Source organism: Acidimicrobiales bacterium (assembly GCA_034521975.1).
In the GTDB taxonomy this organism is placed as follows: Bacteria; Actinomycetota; Acidimicrobiia; order Acidimicrobiales; family SKKL01; genus SKKL01.
Map to the genome: position 1 here is coordinate 57,121 of JAXHLR010000005.1, position 25,507 is coordinate 82,627.

The 25,507-nt window shown below is 69.2% G+C and carries 26 protein-coding genes; 13 read left to right on the forward strand and 13 right to left on the reverse strand.

The window, feature by feature from the left end:
- Nucleotides 1-2 precede the first annotated feature (2 nt).
- Nucleotides 3-1,490, reverse strand: a complete 1,488-nt coding sequence (locus U5K29_07040; GenBank protein MDZ7678290.1) for an NAD(P)/FAD-dependent oxidoreductase — start codon at nucleotides 1,488-1,490, stop codon at nucleotides 3-5.
- Between the two features lie 28 nt (nucleotides 1,491-1,518).
- The gene (locus U5K29_07045; protein MDZ7678291.1) at nucleotides 1,519-3,333 is read right to left on the reverse strand and encodes a DUF4214 domain-containing protein; all 1,815 of its coding nucleotides are present in this window, start codon (nucleotides 3,331-3,333) and stop codon (nucleotides 1,519-1,521) included.
- A 119-nt stretch (nucleotides 3,334-3,452) separates the two neighbouring features.
- On the opposite strand from U5K29_07045, the gene U5K29_07050 reads away from it, so the two are divergent.
- Nucleotides 3,453-3,851: an Hsp20/alpha crystallin family protein gene (locus U5K29_07050; protein MDZ7678292.1), complete on the forward strand. Its 399-nt coding sequence runs from the start codon at nucleotides 3,453-3,455 to the stop codon at nucleotides 3,849-3,851.
- Nucleotides 3,852-3,882: 31 nt separating this feature from the next.
- On the opposite strand, the gene U5K29_07055 is transcribed toward U5K29_07050, so the two are convergent.
- The 4 genes from U5K29_07055 to U5K29_07070 all read right to left on the reverse strand — a co-directional run bounded on the left by U5K29_07055 (nucleotide 3,883) and on the right by U5K29_07070 (nucleotide 7,496).
- Nucleotides 3,883-4,869 carry a hypothetical protein gene (locus U5K29_07055; protein MDZ7678293.1) on the reverse strand — a complete coding sequence of 329 codons (987 nt, stop codon included), beginning with the start codon at nucleotides 4,867-4,869 and terminating at the stop codon, nucleotides 3,883-3,885.
- Nucleotides 4,870-5,021: 152 nt separating this feature from the next.
- Nucleotides 5,022-5,993 carry a hypothetical protein gene (locus U5K29_07060; GenBank protein MDZ7678294.1) on the reverse strand — a complete coding sequence of 324 codons (972 nt, stop codon included), beginning with the start codon at nucleotides 5,991-5,993 and terminating at the stop codon, nucleotides 5,022-5,024.
- A 41-nt stretch (nucleotides 5,994-6,034) separates the two neighbouring features.
- Nucleotides 6,035-7,075 (reverse strand): MBL fold metallo-hydrolase, encoded by a 1,041-nt coding sequence (locus U5K29_07065; protein ID MDZ7678295.1) that lies wholly within the window; start codon nucleotides 7,073-7,075, stop codon nucleotides 6,035-6,037.
- Between the two features lie 61 nt (nucleotides 7,076-7,136).
- Nucleotides 7,137-7,496 (reverse strand): hypothetical protein, encoded by a 360-nt coding sequence (locus U5K29_07070; GenBank protein MDZ7678296.1) that lies wholly within the window; start codon nucleotides 7,494-7,496, stop codon nucleotides 7,137-7,139.
- A 731-nt stretch (nucleotides 7,497-8,227) separates the two neighbouring features.
- Between U5K29_07070 and U5K29_07075 the strand changes: the two genes are divergently transcribed.
- The 3 genes from U5K29_07075 to U5K29_07085 are packed head-to-tail and all read left to right on the forward strand — an operon-like array spanning nucleotide 8,228 to nucleotide 10,947.
- Nucleotides 8,228-8,857, forward strand: coding sequence for a hypothetical protein (locus U5K29_07075; GenBank protein MDZ7678297.1), 630 nt, complete (start codon nucleotides 8,228-8,230; stop codon nucleotides 8,855-8,857).
- A gap of 9 nt (nucleotides 8,858-8,866) precedes the next feature.
- A complete protein-coding gene (locus tag U5K29_07080) occupies nucleotides 8,867-9,298 on the forward strand; it encodes a hemerythrin domain-containing protein (GenBank protein MDZ7678298.1) in 432 nt (143 codons plus the stop codon).
- Entirely contained in the window at nucleotides 9,295-10,947 is a 1,653-nt protein-coding gene (locus U5K29_07085) for an isovaleryl-CoA dehydrogenase (protein ID MDZ7678299.1), read from the forward strand. Before U5K29_07080 ends, U5K29_07085 begins: the two co-directional genes overlap by 4 nt.
- 77 nt (nucleotides 10,948-11,024) lie before the next feature.
- On the opposite strand, the gene U5K29_07090 is transcribed toward U5K29_07085, so the two are convergent.
- The 4 genes from U5K29_07090 to trxA all read right to left on the reverse strand — a co-directional run bounded on the left by U5K29_07090 (nucleotide 11,025) and on the right by trxA (nucleotide 13,695).
- Nucleotides 11,025-11,753 carry a GntR family transcriptional regulator gene (locus tag U5K29_07090; protein ID MDZ7678300.1) on the reverse strand — a complete coding sequence of 243 codons (729 nt, stop codon included), beginning with the start codon at nucleotides 11,751-11,753 and terminating at the stop codon, nucleotides 11,025-11,027.
- A 3-nt stretch (nucleotides 11,754-11,756) separates the two neighbouring features.
- Complete coding sequence (locus tag U5K29_07095) at nucleotides 11,757-12,884, reverse strand: amidohydrolase family protein (protein MDZ7678301.1); 1,128 nt, start codon at nucleotides 12,882-12,884, stop codon at nucleotides 11,757-11,759.
- A gap of 58 nt (nucleotides 12,885-12,942) precedes the next feature.
- On the reverse strand, nucleotides 12,943-13,239 hold the full coding sequence (locus U5K29_07100; GenBank protein ID MDZ7678302.1) for a hypothetical protein: 297 nt from the start codon (nucleotides 13,237-13,239) through the stop codon (nucleotides 12,943-12,945).
- Between the two features lie 87 nt (nucleotides 13,240-13,326).
- A complete protein-coding gene (trxA, locus tag U5K29_07105) occupies nucleotides 13,327-13,695 on the reverse strand; it encodes a thioredoxin (protein MDZ7678303.1) in 369 nt (122 codons plus the stop codon).
- A gap of 143 nt (nucleotides 13,696-13,838) precedes the next feature.
- Here trxA and U5K29_07110 point away from each other — a divergent pair, with 143 nt between their 5' ends.
- Both U5K29_07110 and U5K29_07115 read left to right on the forward strand, forming a co-directional pair.
- Entirely contained in the window at nucleotides 13,839-14,216 is a 378-nt protein-coding gene (locus tag U5K29_07110; GenBank protein ID MDZ7678304.1) for a carboxymuconolactone decarboxylase family protein, read from the forward strand.
- 4 nt (nucleotides 14,217-14,220) lie between these two features.
- Nucleotides 14,221-14,625: a DUF302 domain-containing protein gene (locus U5K29_07115; GenBank protein ID MDZ7678305.1), complete on the forward strand. Its 405-nt coding sequence runs from the start codon at nucleotides 14,221-14,223 to the stop codon at nucleotides 14,623-14,625.
- Here U5K29_07115 and U5K29_07120 read toward each other — a convergent pair.
- Nucleotides 14,622-15,533 carry a LysR substrate-binding domain-containing protein gene (locus U5K29_07120; protein ID MDZ7678306.1) on the reverse strand — a complete coding sequence of 304 codons (912 nt, stop codon included), beginning with the start codon at nucleotides 15,531-15,533 and terminating at the stop codon, nucleotides 14,622-14,624. The two genes, U5K29_07115 and U5K29_07120, sit on opposite strands and share 4 nt — an antisense overlap.
- 96 nt (nucleotides 15,534-15,629) lie before the next feature.
- Between U5K29_07120 and U5K29_07125 the strand changes: the two genes are divergently transcribed.
- The 4 genes from U5K29_07125 to U5K29_07140 all read left to right on the forward strand — a co-directional run bounded on the left by U5K29_07125 (nucleotide 15,630) and on the right by U5K29_07140 (nucleotide 21,544).
- Nucleotides 15,630-15,794, forward strand: coding sequence for a hypothetical protein (locus U5K29_07125; GenBank protein MDZ7678307.1), 165 nt, complete (start codon nucleotides 15,630-15,632; stop codon nucleotides 15,792-15,794).
- A 205-nt stretch (nucleotides 15,795-15,999) separates the two neighbouring features.
- Nucleotides 16,000-19,344 carry a LuxR C-terminal-related transcriptional regulator gene (locus U5K29_07130; protein ID MDZ7678308.1) on the forward strand — a complete coding sequence of 1,115 codons (3,345 nt, stop codon included), beginning with the start codon at nucleotides 16,000-16,002 and terminating at the stop codon, nucleotides 19,342-19,344.
- Between the two features lie 96 nt (nucleotides 19,345-19,440).
- Nucleotides 19,441-20,535, forward strand: a complete 1,095-nt coding sequence (locus U5K29_07135) for a methyltransferase domain-containing protein (protein MDZ7678309.1) — start codon at nucleotides 19,441-19,443, stop codon at nucleotides 20,533-20,535.
- 151 nt (nucleotides 20,536-20,686) lie between these two features.
- Nucleotides 20,687-21,544 carry a fumarylacetoacetate hydrolase family protein gene (locus U5K29_07140; GenBank protein MDZ7678310.1) on the forward strand — a complete coding sequence of 286 codons (858 nt, stop codon included), beginning with the start codon at nucleotides 20,687-20,689 and terminating at the stop codon, nucleotides 21,542-21,544.
- A 13-nt stretch (nucleotides 21,545-21,557) separates the two neighbouring features.
- Here U5K29_07140 and U5K29_07145 read toward each other — a convergent pair whose 3' ends face one another.
- Together U5K29_07145 and U5K29_07150 are read right to left on the reverse strand one after the other, a co-directional pair.
- The gene (locus tag U5K29_07145; GenBank protein ID MDZ7678311.1) at nucleotides 21,558-23,099 is read right to left on the reverse strand and encodes an alpha-amylase family glycosyl hydrolase; all 1,542 of its coding nucleotides are present in this window, start codon (nucleotides 23,097-23,099) and stop codon (nucleotides 21,558-21,560) included.
- A 45-nt stretch (nucleotides 23,100-23,144) separates the two neighbouring features.
- Nucleotides 23,145-24,383 (reverse strand): DUF222 domain-containing protein, encoded by a 1,239-nt coding sequence (locus tag U5K29_07150; GenBank protein ID MDZ7678312.1) that lies wholly within the window; start codon nucleotides 24,381-24,383, stop codon nucleotides 23,145-23,147.
- 131 nt (nucleotides 24,384-24,514) lie between these two features.
- Between U5K29_07150 and U5K29_07155 the strand changes: the two genes are divergently transcribed.
- The 3 genes from U5K29_07155 to U5K29_07165 are packed head-to-tail and all read left to right on the forward strand — an operon-like array spanning nucleotide 24,515 to nucleotide 25,501.
- Nucleotides 24,515-24,823, forward strand: a complete 309-nt coding sequence (locus U5K29_07155) for a GNAT family N-acetyltransferase (protein ID MDZ7678313.1) — start codon at nucleotides 24,515-24,517, stop codon at nucleotides 24,821-24,823.
- Between the two features lie 27 nt (nucleotides 24,824-24,850).
- Nucleotides 24,851-25,087, forward strand: a complete 237-nt coding sequence (locus tag U5K29_07160) for a type II toxin-antitoxin system prevent-host-death family antitoxin (protein ID MDZ7678314.1) — start codon at nucleotides 24,851-24,853, stop codon at nucleotides 25,085-25,087.
- 6 nt (nucleotides 25,088-25,093) lie between these two features.
- Nucleotides 25,094-25,501 (forward strand): type II toxin-antitoxin system VapC family toxin, encoded by a 408-nt coding sequence (locus U5K29_07165; protein ID MDZ7678315.1) that lies wholly within the window; start codon nucleotides 25,094-25,096, stop codon nucleotides 25,499-25,501.
- Nucleotides 25,502-25,507: the final 6 nt, after the last annotated feature.

Genomic DNA, 25,507 nt, shown 5'->3' on the forward strand with positions numbered 1-25,507 from the left:
CGTCAGGCAGGAGCGGGCACGAACACCTCGAAGTCGCCGAGGTAGCGGAGGTCCTTGTCCTGGGTGTACTCGGCCAGGTTGCCGGGGAACAGCGTCCAGATCCGGCCGTCGGGCGCCTGGTACCAGCTGGCGCACGAGCCCGACCACACCGTCGGCTCGAAGCGCGCCTGCAGGGCTTCGCAGTGGGCCAGCGTCGGTTCGCGCTTGGCCTCGACGAGCACCCCGGGCCCGTTGCGGACGAGCAGCTCGGTCACGAACCGCGAGTCGACCTCGATGGTGGCCACGCTCGGGAGGTAGCCGCTGGCCGAGTTGGGTCCGTCGATGAGGAAGAAGTTCGGGAACCCGGGGACGGCGACGCCCTTGTAGGAGATCAGGTCGTCGGCCCACACCTCGGACAGGTTGATCCCACCGGGACCGGTGACCGGTGGGGTCCGCCAGCCGCCCTCGGGATCGAACCCGGTCGCGCACACCACGATGTCGGCGTCGACGGAGACCTCGCGTCCCTGTTCGGTGGCGACCACCCCCGTGGGGGTGAGTCCGGTGGCCGGACCGTCCACCAGCTCGACGTGGTCCAGAGCCAGGGCCTGGAACCAGTTGTCGGAGATGAGGATACGCTTGCATCCGAGCTCGTAGTCGGGGGTGAGCTTGGCCGCCAGGTCGGGGTCGTCGATCACGCTGCGCATGTAGCCGAGCGCGAGCTCGGCCGCGCCGGCGTTGAGTGGGGACCCGGACTCGAACAACGGGTAGAGCGACGCTTCGCGCTCGTCGGCCATGGTGGCCCGGAAGCGATCGAAGTCGTCGGGCGAGGCACAGAACGCGGCGATCTCCTCCGCGGTGAACTCCCGATCGTTGCGGGGCAGCACGTAGCTTGGGGTTCGCTGGAACACGGTGACCCGCTCCGCCGTGGCGGCCAGCTCCGGCACGACCTGGATCGCGCTGGCGGCCGAGCCGATCACCGCGACCCGCTTGCCGGAGATGTCGACCTCGTGGTCCCAGCGAGCGGTGTGCATCAGCTGCCCGCCGAAGGACTCGAGTCCGGCGACGTCGGGCCAGTTCGGATGGTGGAGCACCCCGGTGGCCTTGACCACGACCTCGGAGGTGATCGTCGACCCGTCGGCCAGCTCGGTGTGCCAGCGGGATCGGTCGTCGTCGAAGGTGTGGCCGGTCACCCGGCGACCGAAGTGGAGGTGCTCGTCGAGACCGAACTCGGACGCGCACCGCTCGAGGTAGGCGAGGATCTCGGTCTGCGGGGAGTAGGCCCGGCTCCACTCGGGGTTTCCTCGGAACGAGTAGCAGTACACGTGGCTGGGAACGTCGCAGGCCGCCCCTGGATAGGTGTTGTGACGCCACGTGCCGCCCACGCCGTCGGACATCTCCACGATCACGAACTCGTCGATGCCCGCGTCGAGCAGGTCGTGTCCCACACAGATCCCCGCGAAGCCCGCACCCACGACCAGCACCCGCGTCTCGATGTCCCCCCGGATCTCCATCCCTGCCACCCTAGGACGACTGCCGGCGTCACTGGTACGAGACGAACCCCGGAGGTGGGTCGAGCCCCATGAGCTCTGCCGGGGTCATGACCCTGGTGTCCTGGCGGTAGAAGAGCTTCATGCCCCGCTCGAAGCGGTCGGGGAGGAGTGTGTGATAGTCGCCCAGCTTGGATTCCGGCGAGCCGAAGCCGTCGGCGTGGAAGACGATCGCCACCCCCTCGCGGTCGACGACCTGGTCGGCGTTGGTGACCATGCCCGGTGTGAAGCGGTGGACGACCAGCAGCTTCTCGGGCAGGTCGTGGGTGGCGACGAGCTCGGCCAGGTAGGCCGACACCTGGTTGATCTCGGCCGCGTCGATGGTGCCGATGAGCCCGCCACCAGGCTCCTGACCAGGTCCGGCCGACCACTCGGGATCGAGCGCGAGCCCGACGTCGGGCTGGACGAGGAACGGCTCGTAGTGGCGGGCATGGTCGATGAACCGTGCCCGTCCAGGCTGGAGATCGAGCACGAGCATCCCCTCGAGAGCGCGCACCGCGTCGAGGTACGGCTCGATCTCTGCGAAGGGCGTGTGGGAGGTGTAGTCGCCGGTGGAGGTCGGCGTGGAGTGGGCGATGCTGCCGATCAGCTCGAAGACCGGGAGCACGGTGCGGTCGCTGAGCTCGGTGTAGGGCCGGACCTGTTCGAGGAGACGCTGACCCGCCTCTGCAGGAGTACCTTCACCCAGCACCCCCAGGACCGGAGTGGCTGTCCCTCCGTAGAACGCGACGAGCAGGTGATCCGGGAACAGCTCGGTGCCGCCTCTGGGGAGTTGGCCGTCGGTGCGGCCCGGCCTCGGACCACGGCGGAGAGAGAATGTGTAGTCGGCCCGTGCCACGGTGTCGCCGTCGTAGCCGAACGCGGTCACGACCACGTCGGCCTGCCCACCGAGCGGGACCCACACCGGTGTCTCGGTGGCGGTGAACCGCAGCGTCGTCCCGTCGGCGTCGATCGTGCCGGCGACCCGGCGACCGTCGACGGTCACGATGATCGTCGACGCCTCGACCACAACAGGGCTGTCGGTGTCGAAGACGACGGTGTCGAGATGGGTGATCTCCCGTCCAGGGGCGGGCGACGCCGACTGCACCCCGAGGTCGGAGAGCCCGAACGCCTCGGGCGAGGTGAGCACGGCGCGTGCGACGCTGGTCCGCTCGGCGCCGGCGGCCACCTGTGCGCTCCAATGGGTGAGCCCCGCGGGGTCGGGGTCCCGGGCGAGGATGTCGCGATACAACGCTCGGACGTACCCTTCGGGCGTACCGCCGCCCTGTGCGGAGAAGTACTCCGACGAGGCGGTGAGACCGGTCCAGAGGTCGGTGACCGCCCGGGAACGACCCAACCGCGCGGCCCACCAGCTGTGGCCGGCGGGCTCGGGCGATCGATGGAGGAAGCGCTCGTAGGCCCGGGTGACGAGGTGGCGGTGGTGCTCGGTCGAGGTTCCGAAGGACTCCAGCACCGCCCTCGGCGCGACGCCGTCGTCGAATCGCGAGAGCCAGTAGCGCCGCCCGGCGATGTCGGGCTCGCGCCCGAGCAATCCCTGGTAGGCCGCGTTGAGGAAGCCCTCGTGGTCGCCGAGGGTGGCGGGGACCGGTGTGGTGGCGCGCTCGGCCGGTCGCCGGTGACTGGTTGGCACCAACTCGGCCGCTGCGTCCGGCGAGCCCGGCGCGTCGGACCGGGTCGTCTCCGGCGACGTGTCGCCGGTGAGCAGACCCGCTCCCGAGAAGACGATGCCCGCGACGAGCAGGCATGAGAGCACGGCCGTGGCCGTCCACGCCCGGGCTCTGGATCGTGTCCTGCGTTGGTCGTTCACCAGCGTCGGTCCTCGGTCGTCGTGTCGGCAGTCGTGCCCCAGCGGTGGTCGGTCATCGCAACCGTCGCGACCACGACCGAGGCCGTTTGGCCGGGTGTACGCAAGGGTAGAGGACCGCCATGTCGATCGATCAGCCCACCCACAAAGAGGTGCTCGACGCCACGGCTGAGACCGAGCGCACCATGGAGCCCCAGACCGTGGCCGTCAACGTCTATGAGTCCAGCACCACTCTGGTCGTGCTGGCGCCGATGCCTGCGGTGCAGCCCCAGGACGTGACCGTCGAGCTACGTCCCGGACAGCTGCGGTTCTGGGCCCATGTTCGCAGCGCCGGTCCTCGCCAGTTCCTGATCCACGAGTGGGAGTACGGCGGGTTCGAGCGCGAGCTCGAGCTGCCCGACGGCTATGGGGGACAGCTGGAGGCCACGCTGGCCAACGGCCAGCTGGCGATCCGGGTGCATCAGGGTTCCACCACCGAACCGATCACGGTGCACCCGGAGGACCCCACCCACGCCCGCTGACCGGCCGACGTCGCCGCCCGACGGGTGCGGTTCAACTCCGGTCACGTCCATGGGTCACATGCGCCATCGACGGTGACCAGACTCCCGGATCACCGTCCCAACCAGACGAGCGCAGCATCTGGGCGACGTCGGTGACGAACTGGTCGGGTCGCTGTTCGAGCATGCGGCCCGTGTGGATCAGCAACGCGTTGCCGGCCAGCTCGATCTGGTTCCGCCGGTGGAGGTCTAGTTGGATCAGGTCCTCGCTGGCGAAGTGGGGCCCGCCGAAGATCTCCAGGTAGCAGCGCAGGTGTGGCCACCCGAAGTCGATCGTGACCGGCACCCCGTCGGCGCACATCACCTTCACCTGCGCTTTGGGTTGGGGAAGCCGGCCCGAGTCGCGCATCAGCACGAAGGCATGATCCTCGGTACGGCTGTCGCGGGCGACCTCGCCGTAGTGGGCAGCGACGAGCTGGCGCAGCGGACCGATCCCGTCGCGGCCGGGACGGCCGTGGTCGACGAGGGTGGCCAGCAGCTCGTCCCACTCCAGGCCGTGGCGTCGCCGGGCCTCCCACATCGCCGGACGGACCGCGCTCGGTTCGACCCCGCCGAGGTCGAGCAGGGTGCGGGCCAGGCTCGTGACAGGGATCCCGTCGATGTGGGTGGCTCCTGCCTTGTCGAGGTCACGCGTCGCGTGCAACAGCATCCCGCGCCGGCTCCGGTTTCGACCTCCCCTCGGGACCGACACCTCGATGGGAACCGCTCCCGTCGGGGCGATGCCCCACATGCGGGCCGCGGCTCGGTGGCTCAGCAGGGCGTCGGGCCCCACCGAGAGCACCGCCACCATGAACCGCTGATGCAAGGTCTTCGGTGCAGCTCCGATTCGGTAGACGCCGAAAGAGGCTCGGTGCCAGTGGCCCGCGCCCATCCGGCGACGCACGAGGTCGGCGGTTCCGCCCAGCGCGGTGATCTGGCGGTAGGCCACGACGCCGTGCTGGTCTCGGGCCAGGGCATTGATCGCTCGCTCGATGGCGGACATGGCGTTCCCCAGGCAGTCGACAGCTCCCGGGGAAGGCGTGCAGAAGCGTATGCGTGAGTGGCCGGCTTCGGCAAGGGTCGCCACTCTGGTCACGTTCATGGGTCACATACGCCATCGACGGTGACCAGACTCGGTGGACCGAGCGAGTCGCCTCACACCTCCCGATCCGGGAGGAGCCACGGGACGACGCGCAGGTAGGCCACCATGGCCAGCAGCTCGACGAGTGACTGGAACACCACCACGACCACGGCCAGCCCGTAGGCATCGGGCACCGCGAGGGCGAAGGGCAGCACGACGAACGAGTTGCGGGTGCCGACGCTGAACACGAGCGTACGCGCCGGCCCGGGCGACAACCCCACCAGTCGCCCGCCCACGACACCGATCAGCAACGCGGCCACGGCGAACGCGACGTAGACGCCTCCCAGGCGGGGGAGCAGGCCCAACGAGTCGGTCACCACGTTCACCTGTGAGGCCGCGACGAGGAACACGACGACCGCGACGAGCGGAACGGCCAGCGTCCCGACTCGTTCCAGCGAGCCTGGCCCGCCCGCCGTCCGTTCGAGCAGGCGTTGGGCTCCCCAGGCGCCGACGAGCGGCAGCAGGATGAGGGTGGCGAAGGTCCCCGTCGCCGACCCGATCGAGATGATCCCATCGAACACCTCGCCGTGCATGAGCCACAGGTAGACGGGGAGCAGCGCCAGTTGCAGCACCAGGTTGACCGGCATGAGCGTCATCGCTCGCCCCGTGTCCCCCCGGGCCAGATGGGTGAAGGTGATGAACCAGTCGGTGCAGGGAGCCAGCAGGACCAGCAGGACACCGAGCCGCACGGCCGGGTCGGGCCCCACCACAGGGAGCAGCCCCCACACCACGACCGGTACCACCACGAAGTTGGCGGCCACCGCCGTGGCCAGGAAGCGCACATCGGCGGCCGCCGTCCGCAGTCGATCGAACCGCACCTGGGCGAAGGTCACGAAGAGCAGTGCGACCAGGGTCGGTCGCACCGCGACGTCGAGCGCCCCGGCCCCGTCGTCGAGACCCAGGCCAACCCCGAAGCCCAGGAGGATCGCGGCCAGATAGACCCAGACCTGATGACGCTCGAGCCGACTCACCATCTGGTCGGGCACGGTACAAGCGTCGCGGGCCCGGTCGCTCGAGTGGAGCGGAGTCAGTGGGCGGTGAGCCGGTAGGTGGTCCCCACCACGCTGGGGGCGTAGCGGTCTGGGGCGAAGCGGTCGGCCAGGGCCGCCTTGGCTCGCCAGCCCGTGCAGTGACCGGGCGCGACGATCGTCGGATCGATCACCCCAGCCAGGTCGGCCACCGTGTCGGCGATACGGGACTCGACCGCGCCGCCGGCCAGGTGGAACCCCCCGAGCACGAGATCGACCGGGGTGTCGGCGAAGTGGTCTCGCGCACCCATGCACGCGTTGACGATCCCCGCGTGCGAGCACGCTGACATCACCGTCACGCCCCTGCCCTTCACCTCGGCGGCGAGGAACCGCTCGTCCATGATCAGCGGGTCGGGTTCGCCGACACCCTCGCGGAACGAGTGGTGGCCGATGAGGCCGACCTCGTAGCGGGTGCGTCGCTCGATGGCGCCACTGCCGAGGAAGAAGTCGCCCGCGAACGTGTGGGGTTCGGCGCTGGTGGTCACCTCGCCGCCGGCGCTGCTGAACGCCTCGAAGCGGGGCTCGTTGGGGAGGAGGACCATCGCTCCGGATGCGGCCTTGGTGCCGCGCTGGTCGGGACGGTCAGGGTGGAGATCGACCACGGGGGGCGGCAACCCCGCTGCCGCACGAGCCTCGGCGATCACCTTCGCTGCTGCCGGTAGGGCACCGCTGTGGTCCCAGTGCCAGTGGGACAGGAACACGACCTCGATCGCGGCCAGGTCGATGTCGAGTCTGGCGGCGTTGTCGAGCCACACCTCCTCGTAGGGGCCGGCGTCGAAGAGCACGGTGTGGGTCTCGTCGCCGATCCGTCCCTCGGCCACCGCCGAGTACCCGTGGCACGCCACGCACAACTCGCCGAACACCTCGAAGCAGTCATGACCGTCGGCCGAGGTGGTTGGTGCGATCCGTCCCATGTGCCCGATCAGCTCGGGGACCTGCGGTAGCTCCTTGTCGACCGTCGAGAGCGTGTCGGTCTCGTTGTCGACCACCACGGTGAGCGTGAGCTCGTCGAGAGGCCGGGACCGTAGCTGGGGTTCCATCAGCGACTCCTCCTTCTCCGCTCCATGATCATTGCCGCCCGAACCTGCCACGGCCGGGTGGTCAGGGCTCCATCACGACCCAGCCTCGCCGCTGGAGCTCGGCTGCGAGCACCTCGTCCGGAACCTTCTGCAGCGAGCGAGCCTGCTCAGCCTGACGTCGGTCGATGGCGGCCGAGGGGCTCGGTTGTGGCGGTTCCTGCTCGTCAGCATCGCCGGGAGCGTCCTCGGTCTCGGCTTCGAGACGGGCGATCAGCTCGTCGGCTTCCTCGCGGGTGAACTTGCCGCCGGCCTGACGCTGGTTGAGCCCCAGCGGGCCACGCGCGTCGCGGAAGTCGACATGACCGGCCTGGTGGACGAGATCGGTGAGCTGTTGCATCTGTCGGTGCGACGCCGGCGGACCGGGCTGTTGACCGAAGGCCATACCCCGAGTCTCGCAGGTCGGCGGCTCGCCCAACCGGTTGGGAGCGAAGGTCCGTCGCCAGGTAAGGCCCGACCGGATTGGTGGTCAGGAGTGGTAGCTGCTGCGAAAGGACCCGCCATGACCATCGATCCGACCATCGCCGCAACCACTTCGACCTCTGCCCGCGACCGTCGCCTGTTGATGATCGCGGCCACCCTGGCCCTGCTCGTGCTCGCCGCCACCCTCACCGTGGTGCGTTCGGGGTCGGACATCGACCTCAGCGACGGCTCGCCAGTCGGTGGCTCCGAGACCGGTGAGCCCGCCTCCGGCGACCCTGGCGGTGACGACGTCGGCGTCGAGCTGCCCGACGGAGACCCGGTCCCCGCTGATCCGTGCGACGCGCTCCCACCCGGCCGGTCCCTTCTCGTCACCCCCGATCCACTGCAACTCGAGCCAGAGGTGATGGCGTCGGAGCTCCTCGTCACCAACTGCAGCGACACGCCGGTTGACTGGACCGCGCAGACCGTCCCGCAGGTGAGCCTCCATCTCGACGCCGGCACGCCGGCACGCTGGCCGGTGGAGCCGAGGTCGACATCCAGTTCGTCATCGATTGCGGCGCCCTCGGCGCTGGTGCCTTCGACTTCGCCTCCCAGGCGGGGGAGTTCACCACGATCTCCCCGGCGACGGGACCTGCAGTCCTCGTCCCCAATGACGATGTCGGGGGGTGCGCCTCCCAGTGCATCACCAAGGCGTTGCTCACACCGGCCGAGGGTGGCGCCGGCGTCTCGATCGAGGTCGAGGCGACAGTTCCTGCGGCGATCGAGGTCTTCGTCTCCGAACAGCCACCGAGCACCGACGCCGATGGGGTGCCCCACTTCCCCGGCGTCGATCCCCTCGTCACGACCGGCGGTGAGATGGAGTCGTCCTGGACGACCACCCTGACCGGGCTGAAGGGTGACACCGGTTACCACATCGTCGTGAACGCGGTGGACGGCGAGGGTCGACGGGCCCACCGGGCGGGATCGTTCCACAACCCCGAGGTCGAGCACACCCTGCTGATCACGTTCCACCGGATCGGTGTCACCTACGACGGTGACGGCAAGTACAACCGTGGTGAGCTCACGTTCCGGCTCGGGATCAACCAGGACAAGATCGCCGAGACGGCGGAGCGCAAGATGCACTCCGGAACGACGCTGACCTTGAAGGGCCCCGGCCGGACAACCGGCATCAGCCACGTGGCGCACGGGGTCGGCGGCACCCTACCGCTGGCTGCATCGTGGCGGCCACCGCCGACCACGGTGCCGGTTACGCGCGGTTCGAGGTGCTCGTCTCCTTCCGCATCATCGAATGACCTCGAGCTTGTTGCCTCCGGCGGCTCGTAGGCTGAGGTCATGTGCGACCACTGCGGCTGCCGGGACGTGGGGCCGACCGCTGAGCTGACGGCCGAGCACGACGAGATCCTCGGCCTGGCCTGGCAGGTGGCCGAGGCCCAACGCGGGGGCCACGCGCTCGACGCCGAGGTGCGTGCCCGGCTACGTGACCTGCGGGCGCGGCACTCGACGAAGGAGGAGCGCGGCCTGTTCCCGCTGGTGCTCGAGGCCGGCGACTGCACGCCCCAGCAGATCGCGACCCTCGAACAGGAGCATCGAGACCAGCACGCGATCCTCGAGGCCGGGACCTTCACCCGGGACGACTACTACGCGCTGGCAGCCCACGTCGAGGAGGAGGAGTTCGAGCTGTTCCCGATGGCGATGTTCGGCTTCGATGATGTCATGTGGGATGAGATGGACGCGGTCCACCGCAGCGTCGAGAAGGAGCGATGATTATGACTCCGGGCTTCAGCACCCATGAGGTCACCAACCAACCCCCACCCCTCGAGGGTCACAACGTCTTCGCGTCCGACGTGGCACTGTCCGAGGCGACCGAGCGCGAGGGCGCGGGCTGGGCCACCGATGATCTGCTGGCCCTCGGCGAGCGGGCCGGGAGCGCCGAGTGCCTCGAGTGGGGACGCCAGGCCAATGCCGACCCCCCGACGCTGAGGACCCACGACCGGTACGGCCATCGCCTCGACGTCGTCGACTACCACCCCGCGTATCACGAGCTGATGTCGGTGGCGGTGGCCAACGGCATCCACGCGGGACCGTGGGCCGACGGCCGGCCGGGCGCCCACGTGGCGAGGGCCGCCAAGTTCATCGTCTGGTACCAGGTCGACGGCGGCCACCACTGTCCGATCTCCATGACCTACTCGGCGGTGCCGCCGCTGCGTCACGCGCCCGAGCTGGCGGCCGAGTGGGAGCCGCTGCTGACCTCGCCCCGGTACGACCCCGCCAACCGTCCCGCCGCCGAGAAGCGCGGCGCCACCTTCGGGATGGCCATGACCGAGAAGCAGGGTGGCTCGGACCTGCGCACCAACACCACCAGCGCCGATCCCGCCGCCGACGGCACCTACCGTCTCACCGGCCACAAGTGGTTCTGTTCGGCGCCGATGTCGGACGGGTTCCTGATGCTGGCCCAGGCGCCTGGCGGGCTGACCTGCTTCCTGGTCCCCCGCTGGCTCCCCGACGGTGAGCGCAACGCGATCCACTTGCAACGACTCAAGGACAAGCTCGGAGACCGGTCCAACGCCTCGAGCGAGATCGAGCTGTTCGAGACCTGGGGAGCGAGGGTCGGTGACGAAGGAGCCGGTGTGCGCACCATCATCGAGATGGTCAACCACACCCGGCTCGACTGCACGCTCGCGTCGGCCGCGGTCATGCGCCAGGGCGTTGCCCTGGCCAGCTGGCACGCCCACCACCGTTCGGCCTTCGGCGGTGTGCTCGACAGCCAGCCGCTCATGGTGAACGTCCTCGCCGACCTGGCCGTCGAATCCGAGGCCACCACCCTCGCCGCCCTCCGTCTGGCCCGGACCTTCGACGCCGACCCGGCCGACGAGGACGAGCAGCTCCTCAAGCGGCTGCTCACCCCGGTGCTCAAGTACTGGGCCTGCAAGCGGGCACCCCAGCACGCCGCCGAGTCGCTCGAGTGCCTGGGCGGCTCGGGCTATGTCGAGGAGTCCGATCTGCCCCGGTTGTTCCGTCAGTCACCGGTCAACGGTGTGTGGGAGGGCTCGGGGAACGTCATCTGCCTCGACGTGCTCCGGGCACTCGCCCGCGAGCCTCGATCACTCGAGCGCTACTGGGCCGAGGTCGAGCTGGCATCGGGAGCCGACGCCCGTTTCGACGCGGCGGTGGCCGACCTGCACGCCCAACTCGGCGATCTCGACGGCATCGAGGTGCGGGCCCGGCGCCTGGTCGAAGCCATGGCCACGGTCTTCCAGGCGTCGCTGTTGGTGCGCCACGCCCCGGCCCCGGTGGCCGACGCCTTCGTGGCATCGCGGTTGGACCGAGGCTCTGGCCGGGTGTTCGGGACGCTGCCGTCGGGGCTCGATCTGGTTCCGATCGTCGAGCGGGCCCGCCCAGCCGGACCGGTCTGACCCCGGCGCGCTCATCCCGGCGCGCTCATCCCGGCGCGCTCATCCCGGCGCGCTCATCCCGGCGCGCTCATCCTGGTTCAGTCCGAGCGACGCCCCCGCGGCGACCGGGTGACCAGCGCCACCGCTCGCTCGCGGGCCCGCTCCTCGTCGCCGGCGGCGATGGCTTCGAAGATGCGCCGGTGGGGCAGGGTCCGGCCTCGCTGGTGGAGGTCGACCAGCTCGTCGACCTGGGACTGCTTCACCCGGCCGGCAGCGTCGAACGCGCCGTCGAAGGTGCGGTAGTGGTTGCCGGTCATCAGCTCGAGCACGACCGAGTGCGATGCCGCGGCGACCGCGTGGTGGAACTCGCGGTCGGCGACGACGATCGCATGGTGGTCCCCGCAGCCGATGGCGTCCTCGAGTTCCTCGACCGCTCGCTCGATGGTGTGGAGGTCGTCGGGGGTCGCACGAACGGTGGCGAGGCCGACGGTGCCCTCATACATCACCGCGATCGATTCGACGAACGACTCGGCGGCCCCCTCGACCCGGAGCCGAACCAGGTGTGGGACCAGCGAGGTGGATCCGTGTCGCCGGAAGTCGAGCACCCGGCAGAGGCGGCCATGCCCGCGGTCGATCAGCCCGAGCAGTTCGAGGCGGAGCAGGGCCTCGCGGACCGTCGTACGGTTCACCCCGAGCTGGACGGCGAGCTCGCGCTCGGAGGGCAAGGTGTCGTCGGGGCGGAGGTGGCCGAGCAGCACCGCGTCGCGAATCTGTTCGACGACCGCGTCCGAGAGGTCGACCTTGGGGATCGAGGCGAACTCGACCACGGGTCACCCCAGTCCGACGAGGTCGGCGCCGTTGCGCCAGAAGAACCGCTCGCGGGCGTTGTCGTCGAAGCCGGCCATGGCCTCGCCGAAGATCTCGAACGGGCGGCGACCACCTTCGGGATGGGGGTAGTCGGTGGAGAAGCAGAACAGCTCGGGCCCGCACTGCTCGACCAGCCATGCCGTGTCCTCGAACGGGAACGGGGTGAAGCGGACCTGGCGGCGCAGGTAGTCCGACGGATCGAGCGACAGCTCGCTGATCAACGGCTCGCGCTTGCCGAGGGTTCGGGCGGCGTGGTCGAGGTTGCGCAACAGGGTGGGCACCCACGAGGCGCCCAGCTCGATCGCGCCGCCGCGCAGGCCGGGGTGTCGTTCGAAGGTGCCGTCGAGGACCATCGAGGCGAGGAACTGCTCGGGGGAGTGGTGCAGCACCGGCAGGTCCTTGGCCCGCAGGTTCTCGCCTCCCCCCAACCAGTCCTTGGGCAGGGGGCGCCCGTTGTTGTGGAACGCCTTGGCCAGGGTCTTGCCGCCCCCCACGTGCAGCACGAACGGGATGCCGGCCTCGGCGAGACGTGCCCAGACCGGGTCGAGGTCGACGTGGGCGGGAGAGAAGTCGCCGGGTGCCTCGGACGGGACCCACACCGCCTTGATGCCGGCCTGGATGGCCAGGTCGAGCTCCTGGCGGGCCCGGTCGGGGTCGTTGAGCGGCAGGTACCCCACCGGCAGCAGTCGTGGGTCGTCGGCGCAGAACGCGGCCATCGCCCGGTTCATGGCCCGGGTGCCTCCGTAGAGGACGTCGCGATCCTTGCTGCGGGCGAAGTGGCCGAGCGAGAAGGTGGGAAAGACCAGCTGGGCGTCGATCTGCAGGGCGTCGAGCACTTTGGAGCGCACACCGGTGTCGAGGGCGCCTGGTGCCTGCCAGCCCTTGGGGCCGGAGATGACCGAGGCATCGATCGCCTCGTCCTTGTGCTTCTCCCACAGCTCTGGCAGCGACTGCATGAGCTCGGCCGCGCCCTTGCCGGCCTTCTCGAGCCCGAGCGGGGCCAGGCGCTCGCGGATCTCGGGGTCGGCGAAGGACGGCAGCCAGCCCTCCACCTCCATCACGTGACTGTCGGCGTCGAAGACCTGGCTCACGGCTCCCCCTGGCGTGGTCTGGTTGGTGGTCCAACCACCATAGTCGGTGGGGCAGCCGTCACCCGATGAGCGACACCACCACGACACCAGCGGCGTAGAGACCGAGGATGGCGACTCCTTCGAAGCCGATCCCGCTGCGCTGTCGTCGGATCAGCCCGACGCCGAGGATCGCGGCCACCGAGGTGACCAGCTCGGGGAGCGAGGTCACGATGCTGGTGAGGAACGCTCCGACCAGGGTTCCGCCGATCCCGGTCCGGTCGGCCAGCACGTCAACCACGGTGGCCAGGCGCAGCCCGAACACGGTGATGAGTCCTGCAGCCACCACGAAGGAGGTGATGGCGACCCCAACCTCCATATGACCACCTCCGTGCCGGGAACCTACCAAGGCCCCAGCGGACCAGGGTGGGACGATGGTCCCACCCCGGCCCGTCGAACGGGATGATCAGCTACTGGACTGAGCGGCGACTTCCTGGTGGACCTTGTCCATGTCGAGGTCGCGCACCTGCGAGATCAGGTCCTCGAGGGCGGCCTGGGGCAGGGCGCCGGCCTGGTTGAACACCAGCACGTTCTCACGGAAGACCATCAGCGTGGGGATCGACATGATCCCTGCTCCACCGGCGAGTGCCTGGTTGGCCTCGGTGTCGACCTTGCCGAACACGATGTCGTCGTGCTTCTCGGCGGCCTCTTCGAAGATGGGGGCGAACACGCGGCACGGGCCACACCACGACGCCCACCAGTCGACCAGCACGATGTCGTTGTTGCTGATGGTCTCTTCGAAGTTCGATTCGGTCAGTTCGACGGTTGCAGTCACGATTGCTCCTTGTGGGGGCGGTCTGTCGGGGGCGTTCACCACGGTCCAACCAGGATACCCCTGGAGGTATTCCCGACCGTCGGCCCCACTCGCCAGGACCTTCGACCCTATGGATCGACCGGTGCAGCGGGTTGGATGGAGACATGACCACAGACCACTACACCGATGTCATCGATGAGCTCAAGGAGCCCACTCGCTCGTTGCGGCAGGCCTCGCCCGATGTCTGGGCCGGGTTCGGGGAGCTCCACAAGGCGGCGGTGTCCGATGGAGCCCTTCCCGCTCGGGTGAAGGAGCTGGTGGCGCTGTCGATCGCGGTGGTGAAGCAGTGCGACGGCTGTATCGCCTACCACGCCAAGGCCGCTGCCCGTCGAGGGGCCACCCCCGAGGAGGTGGCCGAGGTGCTCGGCGTCGCCCTGCTCATGGACGGCGGCACCGCCTCGGTGTACGGCCCACGGGCCTGGGATGCCTACCGGGAGTTCGCCGGTCCGAGCGACGATTCGGTCCGGGCCGAGGCAGGATGAACCCATGACCACACCATCACCGTCAACACCGCGAGCGATCGAGATTCGGGTCGAGATGCCCATGGACGAAGCCGAAGCCGCGGTCCGGGAGGCACTCGCGGCCGAGGGCTTCGGCGTGCTCACCGAGATCGACGTGGCGGCCACGCTTCGCGCCAAGATCGGCGTCGAGCGTGCACCGCTCAAGATCCTCGGCGCCTGCAACCCGACCTTCGCCCACCAGGCCCTCGAGCTCGACCCGTCGGCGAGTCTCGTGCTGCCGTGCAACGTCGTGCTCGAACCCGATCCCGAGGGTGGCACCAAGGTCTCGGCAGTCGATCCCCGTTCGCTGATGGCCGGCGAGCAGTTCGCCGAGCTGGCCGGCGCCGCCGCCGAGCGTATCCAGGCCGCGCTCGACTCGCTCGACGGTTAGGCCGCGGTGAGCTTCGCGCTGGATGTCGCGTCGATGATGACATCGAGGACCGCTCGAACCGTGGGGCGCTTGCTCGACGCCTCGCGGTAGGCCACCTCGACCGAGCGCTGCACCGGCTGGGTGATCTCGAGCAGCCGGACCCCCGGCGGCCGGTCGTGCAACGCCAGCTCGGGAAGCAGGGTGATGCCCGCCCCTGCCGCCACCAAGCGAAGTGTGGCCGGCAGGTTGTCGATCTCGTGAGCCACGCGGGGCTCGAAGCCCGCCTCCCGACACGCCCCGACCACGCACCGGCGACAGCTCGACTCGGCGGTTCCGGCGATGAACACCTCGTCGGTCAGCGTGGTGAGATCGACCGGTGCGGTGAGGGGGTGGTGGTCGGGCACGGCCAGCCGGAACGGCTCGGTCAGCACGGTCTCGCGATGGGCTCCGCGCGGGCGGGGGCTGGGGGCGTGGGGGTAGTCGAGCACCAGGGCGATGTCGATGGCGCCGGCCAGCAGGGCCTCGAGCGACACATCGGGGTCGAGCTGGGTGGATCGCAAGGTGACGCCCGGATGCTCGGCGGCGAGGCGGGTGACGACCTCGGGCATCAGGGCCGAGGCGAAGGACTCGAAGGTGGAGATCCGCACCGTCCCGGTCGGCTCCTCGCCGATGGCCTCGAGCGCGGCCTGGGCATGTTCGATCGTGCCGAGCACCTCCTCGGCGTGAGCGGCGAGGGCGTGGCCGGCATCGGTGAGCTGCACGCCCCGCCCCACCCGCTCGAGCACGGGCTGGCCGGTGGCCCGCTCGAGCGCCGCGATCTGCTGCGACGCGGCCGACGCGGTGTAGCCGAGCGATGCCGCCGCCGCAGCGAGGGTGCCACGGACCGCGACCTCGCGGAGCATGCGGAGCTGGCGGAGGGTGAGATCCACTGCGGCGACCCTAGCAGCGATTCAACAGCTACACTTGATGGAGTCCTAATCAACGTTTCGCTTTTCTTCAGAGTAAGGTCGTGTGACGCTGCACCCATGTTCACCTTCCACTGCAACCGCTGCGACACCACCCACACCGGATCGAGCCGCGACGTGGTCTCGGTCCACACCACCAGCGAGGGCCGCATCGCCTATGTCCGGTGCCCCCTCGGCCACCTGTCGGTGCTGAGGTTCGACACCCTTGACCTCAAGGCGGCTTGAGCTCGTACCGTCGGTCCCATGCCATGATCAATCGCCCCGGGTTTCGTGTCCTCGACCCCGAGAGCGTCCGCCGCGAGATCGCCGACCGTTCCAGAAGGCGCCCGCTGCCTGGAACCCGTATCGTCGGGATGGCTGAGGCATCTACGAGGTCACCCGAACGGGTGATGCTTGCCGAGTTCGGGACGCCCAGGGTGAGGTCGTGGACATGGACGAGTCGCTTCCCGTGGGAACGGTCACCCTGGTGCTCTCCGATCTCGAGGGGTCGGTGCGCTTGTGGGAGCAAGACCGGCAGGCCATGGCAACGTCGGTGGAGCGAGTCGATTCGATGGTTCGTTCCCTGGCAGTCCGCCATGAAGGGGTGCGGCCGGTGGAGCAGGGTGAGGGTGACAGTTTCGTCCTGGCGTTCTCGCGCCCGTCCGCTGCGGTCGCCTTCGCTCTCGCCTTCCAGCGCGAGGTCGAGACCGAAGCCTGGCCGGGCGGGCTCGATCTCGGCTTCCGCCTTGGTGTGCACACCGGCGAGATCGAGCTTCGCGACGAAGGGAACTACGCCGGTCCCACCGTGAACCGGTGTGCCCGCATCAGGGATCTCGGGCGGGGCGGCCAGACCCTCGTCTCCCAACCCACGCGTGATCTGGTGCTCGACTCGCTCCCCGACGGGTCAGTCCTCGAGGACCTCGGCAGCCAGGTGCTCCGGGACCTCGGACGGCCCGAACGTGTCTACTGGCTTCGCCACCCGGATCTCGCCGAGGTCACCGTCGACCGCATGTCCGGAGCGTGCCCCGGCGGTGTCCCCGCGCCCGCCACGAGCTTCGTCGGTCGGACCGAGGAGATCGCTTCGATCACCCGCCTGCTCCCCACCACCCGCGTACTGAGCCTCATCGGAGCGGGCGGGAGTGGGAAGACCCGCCTGGCGATCTCGGTCGCCGCAGGTGAGCGGTCGCGGCGAGACGGGGGTGTTCGATGGGTGGAGCTGGGGTCGGTGAGCGATCCGGCGCTGGTGGAGACCATCGTCGCCGAGGCCATCGGCCTACGCCCCCGCCCGGGTCGGGACCCCTTGCCAGCCCTGGTCGAAGCGCTGTCCCCGCTCGATTCGCTGCTCGCGCTCGACAACTGCGAGCACCTGATCGAGGAGTGTGCACGAGTCGTCGACGAGCTCGTTCGCGGTTGCCCGGATCTCGTGGTGCTGGCCACCAGCCGAGAACCCCTCGGTGTCATGGGTGAGACGACCTTCAGGGTGCCCTCGTTGGCGGTCCCCGTCGGAGGTCAGTCCGCTGTCGCCGACCTCGAGTCGGTCGACTCGGTCCGGCTCTTCGTCGATCGAGCCCGCCAGGTGCGACCAGGCTTCTCGCTGACCGATGACAACGCGCCTGCGGTCGCTGCCATCTGCTCCCGATTGGACGGCATCCCGCTGGCGATCGAGCTGGCGGCAGCTCGGGTCCGCATGCTGACTCCCCTGCAGATCGCCGAAGGTCTCGACGACCGCTTCAGACTGCTGACCGGGGGTGGACGCAGCGCCCTCCCCCGGCAGAGGACCCTGGAGGCGTCGGTTGCATGGAGCTACGACCTGCTCACCCCGTCTGAGCAGCTCGTCCTCGCCCAGCTGTCGGTCTTTGCCGGCTCGTTCACCATCGAGGCCGCGGAACGAGTTGCAGGTGTCGTCGCCCGCGAGGACAGCGAGCGCGGCGATCGGGCCTTCCTCGACCTCCTCAGCTCACTGGTCGATCGCTCCTTGGTCCACGCCGACCTCCGTGAGGACGAGGCCCGTTACCGGATCCTCGAGACGGTGAGAGCGTTCGCTCGCGAGCGTCTCGCCGGGCTCGACGACCCCGATGCGGCTCGCGACCGCCATCTGCACTATTTCATCGATCTGGCGGCCAGCTCCCGTGAAGGTCTTGTGTCCGACGCCCCCCGATGGCTCGGCAGGCTCGGGAGTGCGCTGGACGACCTGCGCGCCGCGATGGACTGGGCGATGGCATCTGGCCGACCTCTTGACGTCGTGGCCATCGTCGAGGCCTCTTGGGGGTTCTGGATGGTGCGTTGCCTCTTCAACGAGACCCATCGCCGTCTGAGTGAGGCGGCAACGACCGGTGGCGACTCCGAACAGGATCGGGCGAAGGCGCTGGCGTCGGCGTCGGTGCTCGCCCTGATGGGAGGCGACTTCCACGCTGGATTCGCGTGCGCCGACGATGCAGTTGCGCCTGCCGAGCGATCTCATGACCGGCTCATCGCAGGTAGGGCCCACCTCTACCGGGCCTGGTGCGGCTACCTCGGCGGACTCGCCTCCACCGAGGACACGGAGCATGACCTCGACGCAGCGTCGGTCGAGCTTGGTGAGGTGGGCCTGGCCGATGATCGGGTGCGGGTGGATCTGTATCGCGGAACACTGCACGCGATGGCCGGCCGGACCTCAGTTGGTCTCACCGAGCTCGAGCGCGCGCTCGAGGCGGCCGCTGCGCACGACCTCACGAACTTGGCAGCACCTGTGCAGGTGTTCATGTCGCAGGTGCTCGTGCTCAGGGGAGATCTCGACCGGGCACGCCGTGAAGCCTGTGAGGCGGTCGAGAAAGGTCGCATGATCGGCTTTCATGCCTTCGTTTCGGCCGGTCTGACGCGTCTCGCTGCCGCCGAGACCTTCGCCGGGAACAGCGCAGCATCTGCTGCTCACCTCCGCGAGGCGCTCGACGTCGCCAAGGCCGAGAACCTCGTGACCTTCGAGATGATGGCGCACCAAGTTGCGGCCCACAGGGCGTACCGATTCGACGACTTCGACTCGGCTCGACGCCACGCCGAGAGCGCCTACGCCGGCTCGCTGGACACCGGTAGCCGGACTTTCGAAGCGGAAAGCCGGTGGGTCCTCGGGATCCTCGATCGGCTCGACGGCGACACCAAATCGGCATGGGACCACACCATGCGGGCCAGGGCCCTGAGTGACGATCCCCGATACGCCCAGGTCCTTGCTGGGGCGTCGCTGACGCTCAGTCACCTCGCGCTCGATGACGGTGACCTCGCCACAGCCTGGGAGCACGCCCACGAGAGCCTCGAGATCGCCTCGGGTGCCGAGCTCCTCCACGACGTGGCCGACGCCCTCGAGGCGCTCGCAGGTCTCGGGTTGGTCACCGATCGGGCCGAGCAGGCCGCTCGACTGCTGGGCGCCGCCGACCGCCTCCGCAACCAGATCGGGATCGCCCGCTTCCCGTTCGAACGGGATCGGTATCCACAGATGGTCTCGACCACCCGGGCCATGCTCGGCGAGCAGGCGTTCGACCAGGCGCTGGCCGGCGGTGTCTCCCTGGCAGTCGGTGAGGCGGTGGCCTATGCCAGGCGAGGTCGGGGTGAGCGCGTTCGCGCCGTGACCGGTTGGCAGAGCCTCACTCCAGCGGAGGGCCAGGTCGCATCGCTGGTTGCCGAAGGGTTGACCAACGCCGAGGTCGCGGATCGCCTGTTCGTGAGCGTCAACACGGTGAAGACCCATCTCTCCCACGTCTTCGACAAGCTCGGTATCGGCCGGCGCTCCGAGCTGGCGGCCGAGGTCGCTCGTCGGGCCAGCTGACCTGTTGGTCTTCGCCGGATCACCCGGTCGGGTGATGCTCGTTCGCTCCTTCGGGTGCACGGTCGGTGGCAACGAACCGACACCTGGAGGTGCAAGATGACCGAGCAGGCGACCACGCCAGCACCGACCCCCGACCCGACGATCGATCCCAGTGCCGTCGAAGCGTTCGCCTTCCAGGTCGGCGCCGACCTCGGGGCAGCGCTCGGGGTCCTCCTCGCCCACCTCGGCGATCAGCTGGGACTCTGGCGGGAGCTCTCCCGATCAGGCCAGACCACTCCCGACCAGCTCGCCGTAGCGACGGGGACGAACGAGCGCATGATCCGGGAGTGGCTGTCGGCCCAAGCGGCAGCGGGCTATGTGACCTACGACCCTGCGACAAGCCAGTTCGAGCTGCCGGCCGAGCATGCGATGGTGCTGGCGGAGGAGCAGAGCCCCGCGTTCCTGGGAGGTGGGTTCCAGATGGTGACCGGCGTGTACCAGAGGCCCCACGACGCGTTGGCGGCACTGCGCACCGGAACGGGCCTTGGGTGGGCCGACCATCACCACGACATGTTCGAGGGCGTCGAGCGGACCTTCCGCCCCACCTATGAGGCAGCGCTGACCACTGAGTGGATCCCCTCCCTCGACGGGGTCGAGCAACGCTTGGCTGCCGGTGGACGGGTGGCCGATGTCGGCTGCGGGCATGGTGCCTCCACCGTGCTCATGGCAGAGGCCTATCCCGATGCGACCGTCGTCGGGTGCGACAAGCACCCCGAGTCGATCCAGGTCGCCCGAGGCCGTGCCGCTGAGCGAGGTCTCGGCGATCGGATCACCTTCGACGTCGCCAGTGCGACCGAGCTCGCGGGTGACGGGTACGACCTGATCACCTATCTCGACTGCCTCCACGACATGGCCGATCCGCTCGGAGCGGTTCGCCACGCGGCGACGATCCTGGCGCCCGGCGGCTCGGTCATGGTGGTCGAGCCGTTTGCGGCCGATCGTCTCGAGGACAACCTCAACCCCGTCGGCCGCTTGTACTACTCCGGATCGACACTGATCTGTACCCCGTCATCGCTCGCCGAGGACGGAGCAGCGCTCGGGGCCCAGGCGGGGGAGGCCAGATTGCGGTCGATCTTCGACCATGCCAGCTACTCGAGTTTCCGCCGGGTCGCCGAGACGCCACTCCACATCGTGTACGAGGCGCGCCTGTGAGCCGCTCGCGATCACGAGCTGGCCTGTAGGGCGTGGCGAGCGAGTCAGGGTCGACCACCTGGACGCCGCATCGGTGTCGGCGTCTGGGTGGGTCCCGTATCGTCTGGGGGACTGATCCCCGCTGGGGTCTCGCCGACAAGGGGAGCGTCCGATGTTCCGACTCGCCAACCTCGACGGCCGTTCTGTGCTGGTCGCCGTCGACCACTGGTACGACCTGGCGTCGCTCGCCGATGCCCCCGCCCTCGCCGATCCGATGGTGGCGATCTCCCGCTTCGATGAGCTGCACGCCGCGAACGAACGCCTGGCCGGCGCCGACCCGGGAGGCCTCATCGAGGAGGTGACGCTCGGGCCTTGTGTGCCCCGACCCCAGAAGGTCTTCGCCATCGGCCTCAACTACCGCTCGCACGCCGCCGAGTCCAATCTCGAGTTCCCATCGGCGCCGGTCGTGTTCACCAAGTTCCCCAGCTGCCTCGCGGGGCCCACCGCCCAGATCGAGCTCGGGGGTGACACCGTCGACTGGGAGGTCGAGCTGGTGGCGGTGATCGGCCGCGGTGGCCGCCACATCGCCGAGGACCGCGCGTGGGAACACGTCGCCGGGCTCTGCCTCGGCCAAGACGTCTCGGACCGGACCGTGCAGCTCACCGGCAACCCCGCGCAGTTCTCGATGGGCAAGAGCTTCGACACCTACGGGCCCATCGGCCCCGCCGTGGTGAGCGTCGACGCCTTCGACGACCCCGACGACATCGGGCTGTGGTGCGACGTCTCCCGGGAGCGAATGCAGGATGCCCGCACCAGCGACCTCATCTTCGCCGTACCGGAGCTGATCGCCTACCTGTCATCGATCTGCACGCTCGAACCCGGCGATGTGGTCTTCACCGGGACTCCCGCCGGTGTCGGAGGGCCCCGAGGCCGGTTCCTTCGCGACGGCGACGTGGTCGAGAGCGGTGCCGAGGTCATCGGCGAGCTGCGCAATCGCTGCGTCACCGCCCTCGGAGACGCTGTCCCCTGACATTGGCCGCGCCTTACCGGGATCGATCCTCGAGAACCACGGCCTCATTGGCCGCGAGGGTGCCGTCGAAGGATCCGGTGGGGCGGTCGGCGCGGCTGGCGGCCACCACCGTTCCGCCCAGGCCGACGTGTGCGGGCCCGGCCCCGATGTTGACCGCAACCATGAGCTGCTCGTCGCCGAGGGAGCGTCGATAGGCGAGCACCTCGGGCGACTCGGCATCGAGCCATTCGAACGCTCCTCGGCGAAGCGCGGGCGATGATCGCCGCAGCGCGAGCAGGTCGCGGTAGAGCGTGTGGAACGAGCCCGGATCGCCCACTTGCACCGCGGCCGCTCTGGTGTCGGCATCGGGCGGGAACGGGAGCCACGGGTCGGGTCCCCACCCGTGGCCGGCGTCGGGTGTCCACGGGACCGGGGCCCGGGTGCCGTCGCGCCCATCGGGATCGACGACCCGGTCCGGCGGGACCACCGCGTCCTCCAGCCCCAACTCCTCGCCCGCGTAGAGAAAGGGCGTGCCCCGCATGGTGAGCGACAGCACCGCCGCAGCGCGCGCCGCGTCGTCGGACCCGAAACGGGTGCGATGCCTCCGGCGATCGTGGTTCGACAGCACCCATGTGGGCCAGTGCGGCTCGGTGAACTCGCTCTGGGTGGCGGCGATCGTGGCCCGCATGGCCGCGGCATCCCAGTCGGTGTGCACGGGACGGAAATCGAAGGCCAGGTGCAGCTCGTCGCCGTCGCCCAGATAGGTGGCGGCCTGGCCGGGCTTCAACAGGTAGACCTCGCCGACGATCATCGGCTGGTGCGGGTAGGAGTCGAGCAGGGACCGGATCCGCCGCATCAGCTCGTGGGTGAAGGGCTCGTCGATCGAGATGACCAGCAGCTCGCGGAGCTCCTCGGGCAGATCGGGCAACTCGGTTCCCTTGCCGATCAGGTGCACCACGTCGGCCCGGAACCCGTCGACCCCGCGGTCGAGCCAGTGCCGCAGCACATCGTGCATGGCCGTCTCGACCTGCGGGTTCGACCAGTTGAGGTCGGGCTGCTCGGCTAGGAACGAGTGCAGGTAGTACTGCCCGGTCGCCTCGTCGAAGGTCCAGGCGGGCACACCCTTGAAGGCGGCGATCCAGTTGTTCGGCGGACCACCGTCGGGCGCCGGATCCCGCCACACGTACCAGTCCCGCTTGGGGCTGTCCCTCGCCGCCCGCGACTCGACGAACCACGGGTGCTGGTCGGAGGTGTGGTTCGGAACCCAGTCGAGCAGGAGCCGCATGCCCCGGTCGTGAAGACCCCCGATCAGCGCGTCGAGATCCTCGTCGGTGCCGAACAACGGATCGATCCGGGTGTGGTCGGCCACGTCGTAGCCGAAGTCGGCCATGGGCGACACGAAGATGGGGGAGAGCCACAGCGCGTCGACACCGAGGTCGGCCAGGTAGTCGAGCCGCTCGACGATGCCCGCCAGGTCGCCCACGCCGTCGCCGTTCGCGTCCGCGAACGACCGCGGGTAGATCTGATACACGACAGCGTCGCGCCACCATGGCCTGCTGCTGGCTGGATCGTTCACATCGACAACTCTGTCACCCATGCCGGCCCCCGGGGTGCCCCCGGTTCACGGATCTGGTCTGTCGCTGTCGTCGTCGCTGCTGTCTGTCTTGCTGCCGCGGCCAGTTCGTCGTCGTTTCTGGCGGGCTTTGTCGGTGCGGCGGCGGCCGGGGTGGTGTGCGGGGCAGCGGGGTTCGCCGTTGGCTTGGGTGGTGGGCCCGGCGGGCCAGGCCTCGATGTGGTGGACGTCGCAGCGTTCGGCGGGCACCTCGCAGGTGTTGTGCACGCATTGGGGTTGGCAGATCTGTACGGCTCGGCGGGTGCCACCGACAAAGAACCGTGCCTGTTCGCCGAGGTCGACCAGCCGCGACGGGGTGTCGAACACGGCCCGTTCGATGTCGGCTTCGCTCAACAGGGGCAGGACCTCACCGGGGGTGAGGACCTGGCCGGTGGAGAGCTCACACACCCGGCCCGCCAGGGTGTCGTGGTCGATGTGCACGGTGATCAACGGCACCGGTTTGCGGGCACCGGCGGGGGTCGCGGCGGAACGCCGGGCCATCTCGACCAGGGCGTCGTGGCGACGTTGGGCATCGCTGCGGGCCAGATCGGCCTTGGTGGCGTCGGCCCCGAGACGGTCGCGGGCCTCGGCCCAATCGGTCTCCCACAGTTCTTGTTCGATACGGGCCAACGCTTCGGCGAAGACGGCGTGGGCGACCGGGTCGAGATCGACCTCGAGATGGCCCATCCCGTCCAACCCAGTGGTGAGTCGGGCCCGGCGGGCCTCGTAACGGGCCCGGGCCTGGTCCTCGACCTCATCAGGCGCCGCGCACTGACACCAATAGTCGACCACCTTGGCGAAATCGTCGAAACCCAACACCTGGGCCTGGGCCACCAGCCACGCCTCGTCATCACCGGCAAACACCTCGGGGTTGATCCGCTGGGCCCGAGCCAACAACCGCACATGACGCGCCGACAACTCCCCCGCCTCGTGGGCAGCCGCGGTCCCGGGCATGTCCCGCAACGCCCGAGCCCGCCCGAACACGCCCTTGGTCTCGGCCCGATCACGACCCGCGGCCCGACCCAACCACGCCGACGCGGACTTGGACCCGTCCTCGGCCCAGACCCGCGACGCCTCCACCCGGCCCGCCACCGCCGCGGTGACCGCATCGAGCTTGGAACCCGCCCCCATCAACCCCACCAACACCTCACCAGCCGACCCCGGATCGACCAGAGCCCAGTCGACCCCAGCCAACCCGTCGAGCACCTCCCCCAGTTGTCGCACCAACACCGCCGGATGTTCGCTCATGCACCCCACAATACCGGCTCGAACACCTGTTCGCAACCACAACCACCGAAACATGCCGAAAGAGAACCGGAGCACGGATGGGTCGAGAGCGAGCGGATTGGAACCCACCACGGTTGTGGTAGGCCATGACCATGGCTGAGAGCATCGAAGACCCGTCCACTCCCGACGTCGTCGACAACGACGCCCACCGGCGGCTCGAGGTGGTCCAAGGCGATGAGCGGGCCGAGCTGCGCTACCGCGTCGACGGGAACCAACTCGTCATGGAGCACACCGAGGTGCCCGAGAGCTGGGGTGGACAAGGTGTTGGCGGACGGCTGGTCCTCGCCGCGGCGACCAAGGCGGCCCGCGAGGGTCTCGAGCTCGAGTCGGAGTGCCCCTTCGCCACCAAGTGGATGGACAAGCACCCCGACGAGGTCCTTGCCGCTCGTGAGTCTCGGTAGGTGTATCACCTGTGATACAGTGATCACATGCCAGACATCTCGATCCGGGACCTGAGGAACCACGGGGGTGAGGTGGTCGAGCGAGCCCAGCGCGGCGAGCGACTGACGATCACTCGGGCCGGAAAGCCGGTCGCGCAGCTCGTTGCGCTCCCCCGGCCTCCGGCTCCTCTCGATGAGTTGCGCCGGCGATGGGCGAAGCTTCCCGTGGTGGATCCCGCCGCGCTGCGGCGCGACATCGACGACGTCGTCGACCCCGCGCTCTGATCTGACATGGTCCGAGGCGTTCTCGACACAAGCACGCTGATCATGCTGGGGCGGATCGGCGCCGCGGAGACCATGCCAACGGAGCCTCTGATCACGACGGTCACGCTCGCCGAGCTCTCCGTGGGTCCGCTGGTCGCCACGAGCGACGAGGAACGAGCCGCTCGTCAGGCCCATCTCCAGCAGGCCGAGGCCGACTTCGATCCGTTGCCCTTCGACGCCGCGGCGGCACGAAGCTTCGGTCGGGTCGCGGTGTCGTTGCGACGGTCGGGCCGGAAGACATCGGCCCGCGCCTACGACGCGATGATCGCTGCGATCTGTGTCGCGAGCGAACTGCCGGTCCACACCTGCAACCCGGCCGACTTCGCTGGAATCGATGGCCTCGAGGTCGTCGAGGTACCTCATCCCGACCACTGACTTCGT

What these genes read in the sequence shown, in the direction of transcription:
- U5K29_07080 (MDZ7678298.1), top strand. Translation starts at nt 8,867, where the DNA reads ATGTGCGACCACTGCGGCTGCCGGGACGTGGGGCCGACCGCTGAGCTG.
- U5K29_07135 (MDZ7678309.1), top strand. Translation starts at nt 19,441, where the DNA reads ATGACCGAGCAGGCGACCACGCCAGCACCGACCCCCGACCCGACGATC.
- U5K29_07110 (MDZ7678304.1), top strand. Translation starts at nt 13,839, where the DNA reads ATGACCACAGACCACTACACCGATGTCATCGATGAGCTCAAGGAGCCC.
- U5K29_07125 (MDZ7678307.1), top strand. Translation starts at nt 15,630, where the DNA reads ATGTTCACCTTCCACTGCAACCGCTGCGACACCACCCACACCGGATCG.
- U5K29_07160 (MDZ7678314.1), top strand. Translation starts at nt 24,851, where the DNA reads ATGCCAGACATCTCGATCCGGGACCTGAGGAACCACGGGGGTGAGGTG.
- U5K29_07065 (MDZ7678295.1), bottom strand. Translation starts at nt 7,075, where the DNA reads ATGGAACCCCAGCTACGGTCCCGGCCTCTCGACGAGCTCACGCTCACC.
- U5K29_07040 (MDZ7678290.1), bottom strand. Translation starts at nt 1,490, where the DNA reads ATGGAGATCCGGGGGGACATCGAGACGCGGGTGCTGGTCGTGGGTGCG.
- U5K29_07085 (MDZ7678299.1), top strand. Translation starts at nt 9,295, where the DNA reads ATGATTATGACTCCGGGCTTCAGCACCCATGAGGTCACCAACCAACCC.
- U5K29_07100 (MDZ7678302.1), bottom strand. Translation starts at nt 13,239, where the DNA reads ATGGAGGTTGGGGTCGCCATCACCTCCTTCGTGGTGGCTGCAGGACTC.
- U5K29_07055 (MDZ7678293.1), bottom strand. Translation starts at nt 4,869, where the DNA reads ATGTCCGCCATCGAGCGAGCGATCAATGCCCTGGCCCGAGACCAGCAC.
- U5K29_07150 (MDZ7678312.1), bottom strand. Translation starts at nt 24,383, where the DNA reads ATGAGCGAACATCCGGCGGTGTTGGTGCGACAACTGGGGGAGGTGCTC.
- U5K29_07130 (MDZ7678308.1), top strand. Translation starts at nt 16,000, where the DNA reads ATGGACGAGTCGCTTCCCGTGGGAACGGTCACCCTGGTGCTCTCCGAT.
- U5K29_07115 (MDZ7678305.1), top strand. Translation starts at nt 14,221, where the DNA reads ATGACCACACCATCACCGTCAACACCGCGAGCGATCGAGATTCGGGTC.
- U5K29_07155 (MDZ7678313.1), top strand. Translation starts at nt 24,515, where the DNA reads ATGGCTGAGAGCATCGAAGACCCGTCCACTCCCGACGTCGTCGACAAC.
- U5K29_07070 (MDZ7678296.1), bottom strand. Translation starts at nt 7,496, where the DNA reads ATGGCCTTCGGTCAACAGCCCGGTCCGCCGGCGTCGCACCGACAGATG.
- U5K29_07140 (MDZ7678310.1), top strand. Translation starts at nt 20,687, where the DNA reads ATGTTCCGACTCGCCAACCTCGACGGCCGTTCTGTGCTGGTCGCCGTC.
- U5K29_07165 (MDZ7678315.1), top strand. Translation starts at nt 25,094, where the DNA reads ATGGTCCGAGGCGTTCTCGACACAAGCACGCTGATCATGCTGGGGCGG.
- U5K29_07050 (MDZ7678292.1), top strand. Translation starts at nt 3,453, where the DNA reads ATGTCGATCGATCAGCCCACCCACAAAGAGGTGCTCGACGCCACGGCT.